The 16,258-nt window shown below is 74.5% G+C and carries 12 protein-coding genes, 2 tRNA genes and 1 pseudogene; 14 read left to right on the forward strand and 1 reads right to left on the reverse strand.

The genetic code is table 11. The features are described 5' to 3' along the window. Nucleotides 1–13 precede the first annotated feature (13 nt). Nucleotides 14–1,156, forward strand: a complete 1,143-nt coding sequence (locus MUK52_RS21170) for an SCO2583 family membrane protein (RefSeq protein WP_284579135.1) — start codon at nucleotides 14–16, stop codon at nucleotides 1,154–1,156. Here MUK52_RS21170 and MUK52_RS21175 read toward each other — a convergent pair. Further along, entirely contained in the window at nucleotides 1,140–2,243 is a 1,104-nt protein-coding gene (locus MUK52_RS21175; protein ID WP_114057524.1) for a M48 family metallopeptidase, read from the reverse strand. The genes MUK52_RS21170 and MUK52_RS21175 overlap by 17 nt on opposite strands. Nucleotides 2,244–2,383: 140 nt before the next feature. Here MUK52_RS21175 and MUK52_RS21180 point away from each other — a divergent pair, with 140 nt between their 5' ends. From MUK52_RS21180 to MUK52_RS21240, 13 genes and pseudogenes are all read left to right on the forward strand, one after another. Continuing rightward, nucleotides 2,384–2,551 (forward strand): hypothetical protein, encoded by a 168-nt coding sequence (locus tag MUK52_RS21180; protein ID WP_174250456.1) that lies wholly within the window; start codon nucleotides 2,384–2,386, stop codon nucleotides 2,549–2,551. Nucleotides 2,552–2,622: 71 nt separating this feature from the next. Further along, the gene (gene nadD / locus MUK52_RS21185) at nucleotides 2,623–3,240 is read left to right on the forward strand and encodes a nicotinate-nucleotide adenylyltransferase (protein ID WP_114057523.1); all 618 of its coding nucleotides are present in this window, start codon (nucleotides 2,623–2,625) and stop codon (nucleotides 3,238–3,240) included. Nucleotides 3,241–3,266: 26 nt separating this feature from the next. Continuing rightward, on the forward strand, nucleotides 3,267–5,048 hold the full coding sequence (locus MUK52_RS21190) for an LCP family protein (RefSeq protein WP_284579139.1): 1,782 nt from the start codon (nucleotides 3,267–3,269) through the stop codon (nucleotides 5,046–5,048). Between the two features lie 97 nt (nucleotides 5,049–5,145). After that, nucleotides 5,146–5,592 (forward strand): ribosome silencing factor, encoded by a 447-nt coding sequence (gene rsfS, locus MUK52_RS21195; protein WP_114057521.1) that lies wholly within the window; start codon nucleotides 5,146–5,148, stop codon nucleotides 5,590–5,592. Between the two features lie 95 nt (nucleotides 5,593–5,687). Next, complete coding sequence (locus MUK52_RS21200) at nucleotides 5,688–6,308, forward strand: histidine phosphatase family protein (RefSeq protein ID WP_114057520.1); 621 nt, start codon at nucleotides 5,688–5,690, stop codon at nucleotides 6,306–6,308. Between the two features lie 133 nt (nucleotides 6,309–6,441). Continuing rightward, nucleotides 6,442–6,514, forward strand: a tRNA-Ala gene (locus MUK52_RS21205). A 145-nt stretch (nucleotides 6,515–6,659) separates the two neighbouring features. Then, nucleotides 6,660–6,893 (forward strand): hypothetical protein, encoded by a 234-nt coding sequence (locus MUK52_RS21210; RefSeq protein ID WP_008738908.1) that lies wholly within the window; start codon nucleotides 6,660–6,662, stop codon nucleotides 6,891–6,893. 144 nt (nucleotides 6,894–7,037) lie between these two features. Beyond that, nucleotides 7,038–7,110: transfer RNA gene (locus MUK52_RS21215), tRNA-Ala, on the forward strand. A gap of 244 nt (nucleotides 7,111–7,354) precedes the next feature. Further along, nucleotides 7,355–10,225, forward strand: a complete 2,871-nt coding sequence (leuS, locus tag MUK52_RS21220) for a leucine--tRNA ligase (protein WP_284579160.1) — start codon at nucleotides 7,355–7,357, stop codon at nucleotides 10,223–10,225. Nucleotides 10,226–10,395: 170 nt separating this feature from the next. Then, entirely contained in the window at nucleotides 10,396–11,145 is a 750-nt protein-coding gene (locus tag MUK52_RS21225; RefSeq protein ID WP_284579162.1) for a hypothetical protein, read from the forward strand. 117 nt (nucleotides 11,146–11,262) lie between these two features. Continuing rightward, nucleotides 11,263–12,108 carry a DegV family protein gene (locus tag MUK52_RS21230; RefSeq protein ID WP_114057518.1) on the forward strand — a complete coding sequence of 282 codons (846 nt, stop codon included), beginning with the start codon at nucleotides 11,263–11,265 and terminating at the stop codon, nucleotides 12,106–12,108. 931 nt (nucleotides 12,109–13,039) lie between these two features. After that, nucleotides 13,040–13,756, forward strand: coding sequence for a ComEA family DNA-binding protein (locus MUK52_RS21235; protein ID WP_342777137.1), 717 nt, complete (start codon nucleotides 13,040–13,042; stop codon nucleotides 13,754–13,756). Further along, nucleotides 13,753–16,176: pseudogene (locus MUK52_RS21240) on the forward strand (ComEC/Rec2 family competence protein); the annotation flags it as partial. The gene MUK52_RS21235 and the pseudogene MUK52_RS21240, both read left to right, overlap by 4 nt. Nucleotides 16,177–16,258 lie beyond the last annotated feature (82 nt).

Here is a 16,258-nt window from a genome sequence, read left to right on the forward strand (position 1 = left end):
GCGGGGAGAAGCAATGGCCGCGCCGGCAGATCCACCCGACGGACCCCCCGACGGCATCGGCGGGGGTGACGACGAGCTCCGCCCGGACGAGTACCGGTCGGTCGTGTTCGACGAGGACTTCGTCCGCGCTGCCCGCCTCCAGGAGTTCTCCGCGCAGGAGCGGATGGGCGAGCACGCACGGGCCGTCCGCAGCCGCTCCATCTGGTCGGGCAGCGGCCCCGCCAAGCCCCGGACCGGCACCCCGGGCCGCGCCGCCCGCCAGGGCATGCTGCTCGTCCTGCTCATCGCGGCGGCCTTCGCCGCGGCCGTGTACATGGGGCTGAGCAACCCCGCCGCGCCCCGGGCGCAGATCAGGACCGAGCCGCTGACCAGCACCGTCGTCCCGCTGGCCCCGGCCGTCGCGGTGCCCGGCGGGCAGCCCGCCGACCTGTTCGGGCAGGGCCCGGCCGCCGCATTCCGCACCGGGGCGGCCGGGATCACCATGCCGGCCGTCCGGCGCACCGCACACTTCACCGACGGGCAGGTCGCCACCGCCCTGTCCACCGCCAAGGACTACCTCGTGCAGTCCTCACTCGACCCGGACGTCCTCGCGGGCGCGGCCACCCGGCCCGTCCGGGCGCTGCTCGACCCGGACCAGCTGGAGCAGTTCGACCGCAGCATGGCCTCGCCCTCCGGCGACGGGCGGCACGCCGCCACGGGCTGGCTGGTCCGCTTCGACCGGGGCACCGCCGTCGCCGACCCTCGGGTCCGCGTCCACGGCACGCTCGCCTACGAGGAGGCCTCCCCGGAGGTCCTGGAGGTCACTGCCGACCACACCTTCGTGTACGCCGTACGGCCCGCCGCGGCGGCGCAGCCGGCCTCCGGCGAGGCCTCCCTCTTCACGGTCCGCCGCGAACTGCGCTTCCGTTTCGACCTGGAGGACCTCGCCGCCCGGCGGACGGAACTGGTGTCGGCCTATGTGCTGGCCGGCCCCCAGGCCTGCTCCGCCGACCCGGCCGGCGCCTTCCGCCCGCTCCCGGCCGGCACCGGGCCCACCACCGTGGGCCCGGCCGCGAGTGACCCGTACGCCGCGGGCCGACCGCGGCGCACCGGCGGCCTGTGCGGCGTGATGGCGCCGGCCGATTCGGCGGCGCCGCCCGTCAGCCCCGCCCCGTAGCGCCCTCCCCGGCCTCGCCGCCGGCCGCGCCCGCCGGACCGGAGGCGGACGCCGCCCCGGAGCCGGCCGCGCCGGTGAACTTGTCCCGCAGCCGGCCGCCCAGGTCGGCCGTCCCGCCCGCGATGCCGCCCACCAGCTTCATCAGCGGATCCCGGCTCGTGCGCACCGAGTCCGCGTAGTGCGCGGCCGACTGCCGGAAGGAGTCCGCCACCGAGGCGTCCTTGTCCTCGTCGCGCTTCGGGTAGTGGCCGTCCATGATCCGCTGGTAGTCCCGGCTCTGCGACCACTTCTTCAGCTCGGCCGCCCGCACCGCGGTGAAGGGGTGCGTCCGCGGCAGCATGTTGAGGATCTTCAGGACGGAGTCCCGCAGGTCGCCGCTCGACTCGTACTCCTCGGCCTGGGCGAGGAAGGCGTCCACGTTCATCTCGTGCAGGTGGTTGCCGCCCGCGATCTTCATCAGGCCGCGCATCGAGGCGTTCACGTCCTGCCCGACCAGCAGGCCCGCCCGGTCCGCCGACAGCTCCGACTTGCGGAACCACTCCCGCAGCGCCGTCACGATCGCGGAGATCGCCACCGTGCCCAGCGGGATCCAGGCCACCTTCAGCGCGAGGTTCGTCAGGAACAGCAGCACCGTGCGGTACACCGAGTGGCCCGACAGCGCGTGCCCCACCTCGTGGCCCACGACCGCCCGCATCTCCTCCTCGTCCAGGAGCTCCACCAGGGCCGTGGTCACCACGATGATCGGCTCGTCCAGCCCGATGCACATGGCATTCGGCTTCGGGTCCTGCTGGACGTACATCTGCGGGACCTTCTCCAGGTCCAGGATGTAGCAGGCGTCCCGGAGCATCTCGTGCAGGTGCGGGAACTGCGTCTCGCCCACCCGCACCGAGTCCGACAGGAACAGCAGCCGCAGGCTGCGCTCCGGCAGCAGCCCGCTCAGCGCCTTGAACACCGTGTCGAACCCGCTCAGCTTGCGGAGCGCCACCAGGGCGGACCGGTCCGCCGGGTGCTCGTACGCCCGCGACGAAATGCCTTCGAACCTCTTGCGGTCGCGCGCCGGCACCTTCTCGAAAACCGTCCCGCTCATGACGCCTCCCCCTCGATCGGACCTGGATGCACGTGCGTCTATCCTCTCCAACGCCTGAGTCGGCGTGAGCGTGCCCCAGGCCCCCGCATACGATGTGAGCGAGATCTCCGCCCGCTCCCCGACTCGATAGGTACCCCCTGATGAGCCTCACTTCAACCGCCCACTCCCTGGTTCTCCTCGCCTCGGAGGGGGCCGAGCAGCACGGCGGCAACCACGACAGCCTCAACCCGTACCTCACCGGCGGCGCCGCGCTCGTCATCCTGCTCCTGATGCTCTGGGTCACCACGCGCCTGAACCGCGACCGCTGAACCGCCCCGCGGGCGCGCACGCGCCCGACCCCGGTCCGCGGCAGCCGGCCGGGCCAGTAGGCTCTGCGCTCATGGGAGAGCAGGAGACGCCTACCGGCCCGGTCAAGCGCCGGCTCGGCGTGATGGGCGGGACATTCGACCCGATCCACCACGGACACCTGGTGGCCGCCAGTGAAGTGGCCGCCCTGTTCCACCTCGACGAGGTGGTCTTCGTACCGACGGGCGAGCCCTGGCAGAAGTCTCACCGGGCCGTGTCGCCCGCCGAGGACCGCTACCTCATGACCGTCATCGCGACGGCGTCCAACCCGCAGTTCTCGGTGAGCCGCATCGACATCGACCGCGGCGGGCCGACGTACACGATCGACACCCTCCGCGACCTCAGCGCGCTCAACCAGGACGCCGACCTCTTCTTCATCACCGGCGCCGACGCCCTCGCGCAGATCCTCACCTGGCGCAACGCCGACGAGCTCTTCTCCCTCGCCCACTTCATCGGGGTGACCCGGCCCGGCCACGCCCTCTCCGACGACGGCCTGCCCGAAGGCGGCGTCTCCCTCGTCGAGGTGCCCGCCCTGGCCATCTCCTCCACCGACTGCCGCACGCGCGTGGCCCAGGGCGACCCGGTCTGGTATCTGGTGCCGGACGGTGTGGTGCGCTACATCGACAAGCGTGAGCTGTACCGGGGAGCCTGAGCTCCCGGCGACGAGAGGGGCCCGCGGTGAACGACCGACAGGAGCCGTACGACCCGTACGGAGCCCGGGAGCAGCAGCTCATCGGCTACGACGCGTACGGGCGCCCGGTGTACGGCCCCGCGCCCGCCGCCCCGCAGGCACACCACCACGACCCGGGCACCGGGTACGCGGACCCCGGCCACGGACCGGGCCCGCACCACGGACCGGACCCCGTCCACGGCGCGGACCCGGCCTACGGCGGCACCCCCTCGTACGGCGGACAGCAGCACTACCCGGCGCAGCCCCAGCAGTACGCGCCCCCGCAGTACGCCCCCCAGCAGTACCCCGCGGCCGGGACGTACGGCCAGGACGCGCACCAGCAGCAACTGCGCGAGCAGTGGATCCCGCACCAGCAGCCCGCCCCCCAGCCCGCGGCCGCCCCCCAGCCCCCGGCCGCCGCCCCGGCCGCCTCCGCCGCCGCAGCGCCGCACACCGCCCAGGTCCCGGAGCCGCGCCGGGCGGCAGACGGCGCGGACGCAGGCGGTGCCGGGGACGGCGGCGGCGCCGGCTACCGGACGGAGCAGTTCGCGTTCCTCGACCAGCCGGACGAGGACTCCGACGACGTCATCGACTGGCTCAAGTTCACCGAGAGCCGCACCGAGCGCCGCGAGGAGGCCCGCCGCCGCGGCCGCAACCGCGTCGTCGCCCTGACCGCCGTCCTCGCGCTCCTCGCGGTCGCGGGCGCGGGCTACCTCTGGTGGGCAGGCATGCTGCCCTTCCTCGGCGGGGCCGACGGCAAGGGCACCGCCACCGCCGCCGGGCCCCAGAAGCGCGACATGATCGTCGTGCATGTCCACAACACGAAGAAGGGCGGCACCTCCACCGCCCTGCTCGTGGACAACGTCACGACGGGCCGGGGCGCCACCGTCCTGCTGCCCAACACCCTCGGCGTCACCGGGGACGACGGCACCGCCACCCCCCTGGGCAAGGCCGTCGAGAAGGGCGGCCTCGGCGTGCGCGAGTCCCTCGACTCGGTGCTCGGCACCGGCATCGGCGGCACCTGGCGCCTGGACACGCCGTTCCTGGACAACCTCGTTGAGCTCGTCGGCGGCATCGAGGCCGACACCGACACCGCGATCCCGGCCGACGACGCCGCCAAGATCCCCGCCGTGGGGCAGGGCGCGAAGCAGCACCTGAGCGGCGCCATGGCCGTCGCGTACGCCACCCACCGCGCCCCCGGCGAGCCGGAGGCCGAGCAGCTGGAGCGCCTCGGGCAGGTGCTGTACGGGGTGCTGCGCAAGATCCCCGGCGACGCGCAGTCGGCCACGACGACCGTGGAGAGCATGGGACAGATCCTCGACCCGTCCCTGAGCGCCGAGACCCTCGGCGCGATGCTGGCCAGGCTGGGCGAGCACGCCAAGGAGGGGCGGTCCGCGTACCGCACCGACGTACTCGGCGTGAAGCCCGACGGCACGCTCACGGACGAGGCCAACCGGACCGTTGTCAAGGAGGTGCTCGGCGGCAGCTTCACCGCCGCGCAGCCCGGCGCCGCGCCGCGCGTCGGCCTGCGGGACGCCACCGGCGACGCCAAGGCGCAGGTCGCGGCCAGGGCCGCCCTCCTCAACGGCGGCTACACCTTCGTCGACGGCGGCAAGGCGGACCGGCAGCAGTCCACGACCCAGGTCACCTACCAGGACGACGCCCAGCGGCCCCGGGCCGTCGAGGTCGCCAAGACGCTGGGGCTGCCGGAGACGGCGGTGAAGAAGGGCGAGAACCCGGTCAACGCCGACATCGTCGTGACGCTGGGCAGGGACTGGAAGCCCTCCTGACGTGCTTCCGGCCGGCGGCCGGAAGCACGGCGCGGGCGGCGTCGGCGGCACATGAGACCCTTGTAGGGATCTGCCCGCCGACCCGAAAGCATGGCCAGTGACCGCCACGGACCGCTCCATCGAGCTCATCACCACCGCCGCCCAGGCGGCGGCCGACCGGCTCGCGCACGACATCATCGCGTACGACGTCAGCGACGTGCTGTCGATCACCGACGCCTTCCTGCTCGCCTCGGCGCCCAACGACCGCCAGGTCAAGTCCATCGTCGACGAGATCGAGGAGCGCCTCCTCAAGGAGCTCGGCGCCAAGCCGGTACGCCGCGAGGGCGACCGCGACGCCCGCTGGATCCTGCTCGACTACGTCGACATCGTCGTCCACGTGCAGCACAGCGAGGAGCGGGTCTTCTACGCGCTGGAGCGCCTGTGGAAGGACTGCCCCGAGATCGAACTCCCCGAGGACGCCAAGCTGACGAAGGGCAAGGCCGAGGAGTACGCCAAGCTGCGCGAGGCGCAGGGCGACGACGACCTGGACGGTGATCTGTTCTGAGCGCGAGCACGCAGCCGGGCAAGGGCCCGGACCAGCAGCAGCCGGCGGCCGCCGCCGGCACGGCCCCCGGGCGGCCGGCCCGGACCGGCCGGAAGATCGTCCTGTGGCGGCACGGCCAGACGGCCTGGAACCTGGAGCGCCGCTTCCAGGGCTCCACGGACATCCCGCTGACCGAGACCGGTATGGCGCAGGCCCGCCGCGCCGCCCGCCTGCTGGCCTCCCTGGGGCCGGACGCCATCGTGGCCTCGGACCTCCAGCGGGCCTCCCGCACGGCGGCGGAGCTGGCCGCCGTCACGGGGCTCCCCGTCGCCCGCACCGCCGCGCTGCGCGAGACGTACGCCGGCGAGTGGCAGGGCCTGACCCACGACGAGATCCTCGCCAAGCACGGCGAGCAGTACGCCGCGTGGAAGCGCGGCGAGCCCGTGCGCCGCGGCGGCGGCGAGCTGGAGACCGAGGTCGCCGACCGGGCGGCCCCGGTGGTGCTGGAGCACGCCGGGCGGCTGCCGGAAGGCGGCACGCTGGTGGTGGTCAGCCACGGCGGCACCATCCGCACGACGATCGGCCGGCTGCTCGGCCTGCAGCCGCACGACTGGGAGAGCCTCGGCGGGCTCTCCAACTGCTGCTGGTCCGTCCTGGGGGAGGGCGCCCGCGGCTGGCGCCTGCTCGAGCACAACGCCGGCACGCTGCCGGAACCCGTGCTCGGCGACGACGACTGAGCTCCGCAGGGGGCCCGTCTGAGCCCGTCTCAGAGGCGCCCCCGGCCCGGATTTCACTTTCCGGCTGGTCGCGGCTAAAGTTCTTCTTGTTCGCAGCGCGGAACACCGGAAACGGGGGAGCGAGGCGGAGAGCGGGGCTATAGCTCAGTTGGTAGAGCGCTTGCATGGCATGCAAGAGGTCAGGAGTTCAATTCTCCTTAGCTCCACAATCAGGATCCCGTCCCCAACAGGGGGCGGGATCCTTGCGTTTGCCCCTTGCCTGCGCTTGCTGACCTGCCGCGCGCCCGCGTGGCAGAATCGGACGGCCGGAGGGGGAGTCGACGGCCCGACGCGGGAGGGAGTCGCTGACGGATGGGTGCACACCGGCGCCGGTGCGACTGGTGCAACAACGGCACGCCGATCGTGCGGGACATGGACCCGGTCAACCCCGACTACCAGTACTGGTGCGAGGAATGCGCACGGGCGCTGATCATCAAGGGCGACCCCATCGAGACGTACCGCGAGCTGGAGGGCGAGCCGATCTACGGCCGGCTCCTCGACGAACACTGCACGCTCAAGCGCTTCTACCAGTTCGCCCGGGCCTAGATGCCGCAAAACGGGCAAAGGTGGGCATGTCGACCGGCTCGGAATCTCGTTTTTGGACCTGGCCCGGAACCGTGTAATGTTCTGGGTGTCGCCAGGGGGAACCGGCAAGGGAAACCGAGAAGGGGCCCGGCGGCAGAGAAGCAAGGGGCTATAGCTCAGTTGGTAGAGCGCTTGCATGGCATGCAAGAGGTCAGGAGTTCAATTCTCCTTAGCTCCACAGTACGGAAGCGGGCCACCCGGATCGGGTGGCCCGCTTCGTTGTGCGGAACGCCCGAGCGGCCGCCGGGACCGCTGCGGTACCCTGGCGCCATGCGTGCCGTACGCCTTCTGCTTACCGAGCCGCGCTGATCAGGGCCGACCCTGCGATGGTCGGCATCGGCGCGGCTCCCCCTCCTGTGCGAGGGGTTTTTTCGTTTGGGCAGGCAGAGACGGCAGAGACGATCGATGGAGCTTCCGAAGACATGAGCGAGACGAACACCCCGGCCGCCGAGGCGGCCGAGGCGCACCGTTACACGGCCGCCATGGCCGCCGACATCGAGGCACGCTGGCAGGACGTCTGGGACGCGCAGGGCACCTACGAGGCCCCGAACCCCGTCGGCGACCTGGCCGGGGACGCCGAGGCCGTCGCGCGCCCCAAGAAGTTCATCATGGACATGTTCCCCTACCCCTCCGGTGCGGGCCTGCACGTCGGCCACCCGCTGGGCTACATCGCGACCGACGTCTACGCCCGCCACCAGCGGATGAGCGGCCACAACGTCCTGCACACCCTGGGCTTCGACGCCTTCGGCCTGCCGGCGGAGCAGTACGCCGTGCAGACCGGCACGCACCCGCGCGTGTCCACCGAGGCGAACATCGAGAACATGAAGAAGCAGCTGCGCCGCCTGGGCCTCGGCCACGACAAGCGCCGCTCCTTCGCCACGATCGACCCGGACTACTACAAGTGGACCCAGTGGATCTTCCTGCAGATCTACAACGCCTGGTACGACGCCGACGCGAAGAAGGCCCGCCCCATCGCCGAGCTGGTCGCCGCCTTCGAGGACGGCAGCCGTGAGGTCCCCGGCGGCCGCGCCTGGGCCGAGCTGGACGCCGCCGAGCGGTCCGCGGTCCTGAACGACTTCCGGCTGGCGTACGCCTCGGACGCCCCCGTGAACTGGTGCCCCGGCCTGGGCACCGTCCTGGCCAACGAGGAGGTCACCGCCGACGGCCGTTCCGAGCGCGGCAACTTCCCCGTCTTCAAGGCCAAGCTGAGCCAGTGGAACATGCGGATCACCGCGTACGCCGACCGGCTGCTGGACGACCTGGACGCGCTGGACTGGCCCGAGGCCATCAAGCTGCAGCAGCGGAACTGGATCGGCCGCTCCGAGGGCGCCCGCGTCGACTTCGCCGTCGGCGACGACACCGTCACCGTCTTCACCACCCGCCCCGACACCCTGTTCGGCGCCACCTACATGGTGCTGGCGCCCGAGCACCCGCTCGTCGAGAAGATCGTCCCGGCCGAGTGGCCCGAGGGCACCCGCCAGGTGTGGACCGGCGGCTCGGCGACCCCGTCCGAGGCCGTGGACTCCTACCGCAAGCAGGCCGCCGCCAAGTCGGACGTCGAGCGCCAGGCCGAGGCCAAGGACAAGACCGGCGTCTTCACCGGCGCGTACGCTGTCAACCCGGTCAGCGGCGACCCGGTCCCCGTCTTCATCGCCGACTACGTGCTGATGGGCTACGGCACCGGCGCGATCATGGCCGTCCCGGCACACGACTCACGCGACTTCGCCTTCGCGCAGGCCTTCGAGCTGCCGATCCGCTGCGTCGTCGAGCCCTCCGACGGCCGCGACGCCGACCCCGCCGAGTGGGAGGACGCGTTCACCTCGTACGACGGCACCATCGTCAACTCGGCCGGCGAGGGCATCTCGCTGGACGGCATGGGCGTCGTCGAGGCGAAGGCCGCCATCACCGCCTGGCTGACCGAGCGGGGCATCGGCGAGGGCACCGTCAACTTCCGCCTGCGCGACTGGCTGTTCAGCCGCCAGCGGTACTGGGGCGAGCCGTTCCCGATCGTCTACGACGAGGACGGCGTCGCGCACCCCCTGCCCGAGTCGATGCTGCCGCTGGAGCTGCCCGAGGTCGAGGACTACTCGCCGCGCACCTTCGAGCCCGACGACGCCGCCTCCCAGCCCGAGACCCCGCTGTCCCGCAACGAGGCCTGGGTCAACGTCGAGCTGGACCTGGGCGACGGCCGCGGCGTGCGCTCCTACCGGCGCGAGACCAACACCATGCCCAACTGGGCCGGCTCCTGCTGGTACGAGCTGCGCTACCTGGACCCGCACAACAGCGAGGCCCTGGTCGACCCGGAGATCGAGCAGTACTGGATGGGCCCGCGCGAGGGCGCGCCGCACGGCGGCGTCGACCTGTACGTCGGCGGCGCCGAGCACGCCGTGCTGCACCTGCTCTACGCCCGCTTCTGGTCGAAGGTGCTGTTCGACCTGGGCCACGTCTCCTCGGCGGAGCCGTTCCACAAGCTGTTCAACCAGGGCATGATCCAGGCGTACGCGTACACCGACGAGCGCGGCGTGTACGTCCCGGCGGCCGAGGTCGAGGAGCGCGACGGCGGCTACTTCTTCGAGGGCCGGCCGGTCAGGCGCGAGCACGGCAAGATGGGCAAGTCCCTGAAGAACGCCGTCACGCCCGACGAGATCTGCGAGGAGTACGGCGCGGACACCCTGCGCCTGTACGAGATGGCCATGGGCCCCCTGGACGTCTCGCGGCCGTGGGACACCCGCGCCGTGGTCGGCCAGTACCGCCTGCTCCAGCGCCTGTGGCGCAACATCGTGGACGAGGAGACGGGCGCCGTCACCGTCGTCGACGGCGAGCCGGGCGAGGACACCCTGCGCGCCCTGCACAAGGCGATCGACGGGGCCGGCGCCGACATGGCGGGCCTGCGCTTCAACACCGCCATCGCCAAGATCACCGAGCTGAACAACTTCCTGACCAAGGCGGGCCGCCCGCTGGAGCGCCCGGTCGCCGAGGCGCTGGTCCTGCTGGTCGCCCCGCTGGCCCCGCACATCGCGGAGGAGCTGTGGCACCGCCTGGGCCACACCGGCTCGGTCGTGCACCAGGCCTTCCCGGTGGCCGACCCGGCGTATGTGGTGGACGAGACCGTCACCTGCGTCGTCCAGGTCAAGGGCAAGGTCAAGGCGCGCCTGGAGGTGCCGCCGGCGATCTCCGAGGCCGACCTGGAGCAGCTGGCGCTCGCCGACGCGGCGGTCGTGGCGGCCGTGGGCGGGGCCGAGATCCGCAAGGTGATCGTCCGCGCGCCCAAGCTGGTCAACATCGTCGTCTGACGGTGGGGGCCGGCCTCTGGGGCCGGCTTGTCCGCCGCCGCTCGGGGTCTTCCCGTACGGGCAGGTTGGGGGTTCGATGGGAACCCCCAACCTGCCCGCGGCGTTTACGGTGGAGGGGACGGAAAACGGCAGGGGAAGGGGTCCTCGTGGAGGCAGGCGCGTTGATCATCATGTTCACCTTGGTGATGCTGTTCGCCCTCCTGGGCCTCGGCGCCTGGGCCACGGTCAAGGCGGTCGGCGCGGCGAAGCGCGGCGTGGACCGGACGATCACCCAGGCCAAGCGGACCGTGGAGGACACCGCGCTCAAGGCGAAGAGCATCGGCCAGGTCGGGGTGCCCGGCTCGCTCGCCCAGCTGCGGCTGGACCTGCGGACGTCCATGCGCACCACGCAGGAGGCCCTCAGGGAGGGCTCCCGGGCCGACGCCTCGCTGAAGGAGTCGCTCGTCCTGTTCGAGCGGCTCAGCGCGCACGGCCACGAGCTGGACGACGAGCTGAAGCGGCTGGAGCAGGAGCCCGACCGGGCCCGGGTCGCCGCGGCCCTGCCCGACCTGCGGGAACGGGTGGCGAAGATCACGCAGTCCGCGGACGCCCTGAGGTGGGCCGCGCGCGACCGGGCCCGCCGGTTCGCCGAGGACGAGCTGTCGACCCTGTCGGCGCAGATCGAGGTCGAGTCGGACGCACTGCGGGACTACGCCTCGCGCCGGGACCCCCTGGACGACCTCGCGGAGGCCGCAGCGGCATGGGACGCGGCGGCGGGCCCGGCAGCCGGGTCGGCGGCCGGGCCGGGGAACGGCCGGGGCGAGGAGCGGCAGGACCCGCGCGGACAGCGGGGGGCTTCGCAGACTCCCGCCCTCGGTCCCGCCGCGCCGGCCCCGCAGTACCCGTGGCAGAAGAGCACCCGGCCCGAAACGACGACCTGAGGAGAGCCCGGCCGCGGGCCGGTGCACGGTCCCGGGCGCGGGCGGTTGCGTCCGCTCTTTACGCGTGGGGAGGGGTCGGGCTGCCGACCCGCCCGCTCTGGCGGTAACCTCCGCCTCATGTCCCGCCATGTCGCGATCGTCACCGATTCCACGGCCTACCTGCCCCCACCGGCAATGGCGCGGCACGGAATCACCTCCGTCCCGCTGACCGTGGTCCTCGGCGACGAGGCCCTCGAAGAGGGGACCGAGATCTCGGCGCGCAGCCTGGCCCTCGCGCTGCAGAAGCGCCGGTCCGTCACCACGTCCCGGCCGAGCCCCGAAGAGTTCGTCCGGGCCTACCGGGCGGTCGCGGAGAGCGGCGCAGAGGCCATCGTGAGCCTGCACCTGTCCGCGGAGTTCTCCGGCACCTACGACGCCGCCGTGCTGGCTGCGAAGACGGCTCCGGTGCCGGTGCGCGTCGTCGACACCGGCATGGTCGCCATGGCCCTCGGCTTCTGCGCCCTGGCGGCGGCCGAGACCGCCGAGGCGGGCGGCTCCCTCGACGAGGCGGTGGCCGCCGCGGAGAAGCGGGCCGCGGACATGGCCGCGTACTTCTACGTGGACACCCTCGACTACCTCCGCCGCGGCGGCCGCATCGGCGCCGCACAGGCCCTCCTCGGCTCGGCCCTGGCCGTCAAGCCGCTGCTCACCCTGGACGGCGGCCGGATCCAGATGCTGGAGAAGGTGCGCACGGCCTCCAAGGCCATCGCGCGGCTGGAGGAGTTGGCGGTCGAGCAGGCGGGCGCGGCGAGCGTCGACGTGGCCGTGCACCACCTGGCTGCTCCCGAGCGGGCGGAGAAGCTGGCGCAGCGGCTGCGGGAACGCATCCCCGGGCTGGTGGAACTGCACGTCAGTGAGGTCGGCGCGGTCATCGGCGCGCACACGGGGCCGGGGCTGCTGGCGGCGGTGGTCTCCCCGCGCTGACCCGGCGGCGTGCACCGGAACGGGTGGCGCGGTTGTCCACAACGGCGGCGCCGTCCACCGGAATTGAGGGTTCCGAACGGGGTCGGGGAGATGTCCCTACCGTCGTGGCATGACTCTTCACACACGCCGTACGCGCCGCCCCGGAGCCGCCTCGGGCCCGGGCCGGCCACCGCACTCCGACCACCCGCTGCGACACCGCCGCGGGCGGCCCCGCCGACGTGACGCCGGGCAGCCCGATCCGGCCGCCCTCCGCCGGCGCGCCGAAGCCCTCCTCGGCGGAGTCACCCCACGTCCAGCTCTACCGCCGCCGTCCCCGCCGACCCCTGTCCCGCCGCCCGACTCCCCGCCGCGCGACTCGCCGCCGTCCGATGCTGCCGGGCTGGATCCGCCTCGGCCTGTAGCGCCGCCTCGGCCGGCAGACCCCCCTCGACCGGCAGAGCCCGCCGGGTTGACCCATCGAGCCTGGTCGGCCGGTCCGCCCCGGCCGCCCAGTGCGTCGGAGTCCGGCGCTGCTGCGGGTGCTGCCCTGCGTGCGGTTGCGGGCCCGCCGGCGGACCCGGCCTGGCCTGCGGATGCGGTCGGGCGTGCGGCACCCGGACGTGCCGGGGTCCCGGGCCGGCCATGGGATGCGGTGCGGCCTGCGGGTGTGGCTGGTCGTGTGGAGACCAGCGGCGCCGCAGGGCGCGGCCTCCCGGCCGATCACGCCGGGTCCGGGTCCGGGGGCGCGGTCAGGGGTGCGGAGCCCGGCGCTGCCGCGGTGCCGGTCTGGCAGGGAGGTCCGGGCTGGTCCGGGAGCGCGGTCAGAGGTGCGCAACCCGGCGGTGCTGCGGTGCCGGGCCGGTCCGGGGCTGCGGAGGGGGTCGGGCGGGCGGAGACCGGCGGGGCTGCGGTATCGGGGCGGCCCTGGGAGGCGGTCGGGGTTGCACAGTCCGTGCGGACCGCGGAGCCGCCGGTGGCCGGGGAGGCCGGCGGGGCCCGGGGCATGTGGTGGCTCGGGGTGCGGGAGCGGCTGCCGCTGTGGGTCCAGGCGCGGCTGGAGGTGCGGCCCCGGGCGGTGGCCGCCGTCGCGGTGGTCCTGGCGGCCGCAGTGGCGTTCGGGGCGCAGCAGTTCTGGTCGGCGCGGCCGCGGCCGGTGACGCCGCCCGCGGTGGTCGCCCCGGCCCTGGCGCCTTCCCCGTCGCCGGGCGTCGCCCCGGCCGCGCCCGCCGCCGCTGCCGGGCCGGCCTCCCGTGTCGTGGTGGACGTCGGCGGCAAGGTCCGCGATCCGGGGCTTCGGCGGCTGCCCACCGGCTCCCGCGTGGAGGATGCGCTCGCCGCAGCCGGGGGAGTGCTGCCCGGTGCGGACACCACCGGGCTCAACCGGGCCCGCGTCCTCGTTGACGGTGAGCAGGTGCTGGTCGGGGTGCCCGCACCGGCCGCACCGCCCGGCCAAGCGGCCCCCGGCGGGCCTGCCGCCGGGCCGCTCAGCCTCGGGACGGCCACCGTCGAGCAGTTGGACGCCCTGCCCGGGGTGGGGCCGGTGCTGGCCCGGCACATCGTCGACTTCCGCACCGCCCGCGGCGGCTTCCGCTCGGTGGAGGAGCTCCGGCAGGTCAACGGCATCGGCGAGCGGCGCTTCGCCGACCTCCGGAAGCTGGTGCGGCCGTGAACCGCGGGACTGCTGTCCGGAGGGCGTCCGGCAGCCTCACGCCCGGCCAGGGCACCGACCCCGAGCGGGGGCCGGCGGACCTGCGGCTGGTGGTGCCCGCGCTGGCGGCCTGGGCGGCGGCCGCGGCCGCGCTCGGCGCGCCCGGCGTGTGGACCGCCGCCGGGGCCGTCTGCGCCCTCGCGGGGGCCGGGCTGCTGCTGTGCGCCGGGTGCCGGCGCCCGGAGCGCCTGTGGCGGGCCGGGACGGCCGCCGCCCTCGCGCTGCTGTGCGCCGCGGCCGGCGCCGCCGCGGCGGGGCTGACCCGGGCCGAGGAGCGGGCCGGGCCCGTCCCCGACCTGGCCCGGCAGCATGCCCGGGTGGTCGCCGAGGTGGCCGTCACCGCCGACCCGCGGACCGTCCGAGGGGGCAGCGGCCCGCCGCTGGTCGTGGTGGACGCGCTGCTGACCCGGGTGGCGGCGCCCGGCCGGGGCCATGTCCGGGTGGCCACACCGGTGCGCGTCCTCGCCTCCGACCCGGGATGGGTGCGGCTGCTGCCGTCCACCCGGGTCGCCGTGGAAGGCCGGCTGGGGCCCGGCAGGGCCGGCGAGCGGGCGGTCGCCGTGCTGCGGCCGCAGACCGGCACCGGCCCCGCGGTGACCGGCCCGCCCACGGCCGTCCAGCAGGCGGCCGGGCGGCTCCGGCAGGGGCTGCGCACCGCCACCGAGGGGCTCGCCGCCGACCCGAGGGCCCTGCTGCCGGCGCTTGTCGTCGGGGACACCTCCAGGGTCCCGCCCGACCTGCACGAGGCGTTCCGGGCCACCGACCTGCTGCACCTGCTGGCCGTGTCCGGGTCCAACCTGACTGTGGTGCTGTTCCTGCTCATCGGGCCGCCTGCGCGGGCCCAGCTGGCCGAACGGCGCGGACTCGCGCCCCGCCTGGGGCTCTCCCTGCGGGCGACCGCCCTCGCCGGGGCGGCGCTGGTACTGGCGTTCATCGCCGTCTGCCGGCCCGACCCCAGCGTGCTGCGGGCCGCGGCCTGCGGGGCGATCGGCCTGCTGGCCGTCGCCACCGGCCGGCGGCGGTCGCTGCTGCCGGCACTGGCCGCGGCCGCGCTGCTGCTCCTCCTCCACGATCCGTGGCTGGCCCGCAGCCCCGGATTCCTGCTCTCCGTCCTCGCCACCGGCGCCCTGCTGACCCTCGCCCCGCGGTGGAGCCGGACCCTGCGGCGGCGCGGGATGCCGGCCCGCCCCGCGGAGGCGCTCGCGGCCGCGGCCGCCGCGCAGGCGGTGTGCGCGCCGGTGGTCGCGGTGCTCTCCGCCCGGGTCAGCCTCGTCGGGGTGCCGTGCAACCTGCTCGCGGAGTTCGCGGCCGCTCCGGCGACCGTGCTCGGCTTCGCCGCGCTGGCGGCCGCCCCGCTGTACCCGCCCGCCGCGCAGGTGCTCGCCTGGTGCGCGGCCTGGCCGGCCGGGTGGATCGCCGCGGTGGCGCGGGCGGGCGCCCGGCTGCCCGGTGCGGAGCTCGCATGGCCCGGCGGGCTCGGCGGAGGGCTGCTGCTGGCAGCGGCCGCGGGGGCCGCCGTACTGCTCGGGCCTCGGCTGGTCCGCCGGCCGTGGGCGTGCGCCGGGCTTGCGGTGCTGCTGCTCGCCGCGCTGCTGCGGCCGCCGCAGCTCACCCGTACGCTCACGGGCTGGCCGCCGCCCGACTGGAGCTACGTGCAGTGCGCCGTCGGGCAGGGCGACGCCGCCGTCCTGGCCGCGGGCCCCGGCACGGCCGTCGTCGTGGACGCGGGGCCCGAACCGGGGCCGGTGGACTCCTGCCTGCGTGCCCTCGGGGTGCGGCGGGTGCCGCTGCTGCTCCTGACGCACTTCCACGCCGACCACGTCGGAGGCCTCCGCGGGGTGTTGGACGGCCGGTCGGTCGGCGTGATCCAGACCACTGCGCTGGAAGAGCCCGCCGGGCAGGCCGCGTTCGTCCGGAGGGCCGCCGCGGCGGCCGGCGTCCCGGTCGTGCCCGCCTGGGCGGGGGAGCGGCGCCGGGCCGGGCCGCTCGAATGGCAGGTGCTGTGGCCGCCGCCCGGCGGGCCTGCGCCCGACGGCGCCAACGACGCGAGCGTCGCCCTGCTGGCCCGCACCGGCGGGCTGACCCTGCTGCTGCTCGGGGACCTCGAACCGCCCGCACAGCAGGCCCTGTTGGGCAGCCGGCCGGACCTCGGGCCGGTCGACGTCCTGAAGGTCGCGCACCACGGATCCGCCCGCCAGGACGCCGAGCTGCACGCCCGGGTCAGGCCCCGCCTGGCGGTCGTCCCGGTGGGTGCGGGGAACCGCTACGGGCATCCCGCGCCGGGCACGCTCGCCCGTCTGAGGGCTCTCGGCGCGACCGTTCTGCGGACCGACACCGACGGATCTGTGGCCGTGGCCGGAAGCGGTCCGCGACTGCGCGCATTCCCAGCGCGACGAACGCGGCGACACGCCCATACCGGGCGCGCCCGCTCTGTTTGCCCACAACCCGACCGCATGATCGAAT

The sequence above is a fragment of the Streptomyces sp. 2P-4 genome (assembly GCF_030167965.1).
Taxonomy (GTDB): domain Bacteria; phylum Actinomycetota; class Actinomycetes; order Streptomycetales; family Streptomycetaceae; genus Streptomyces; species Streptomyces globosus_A.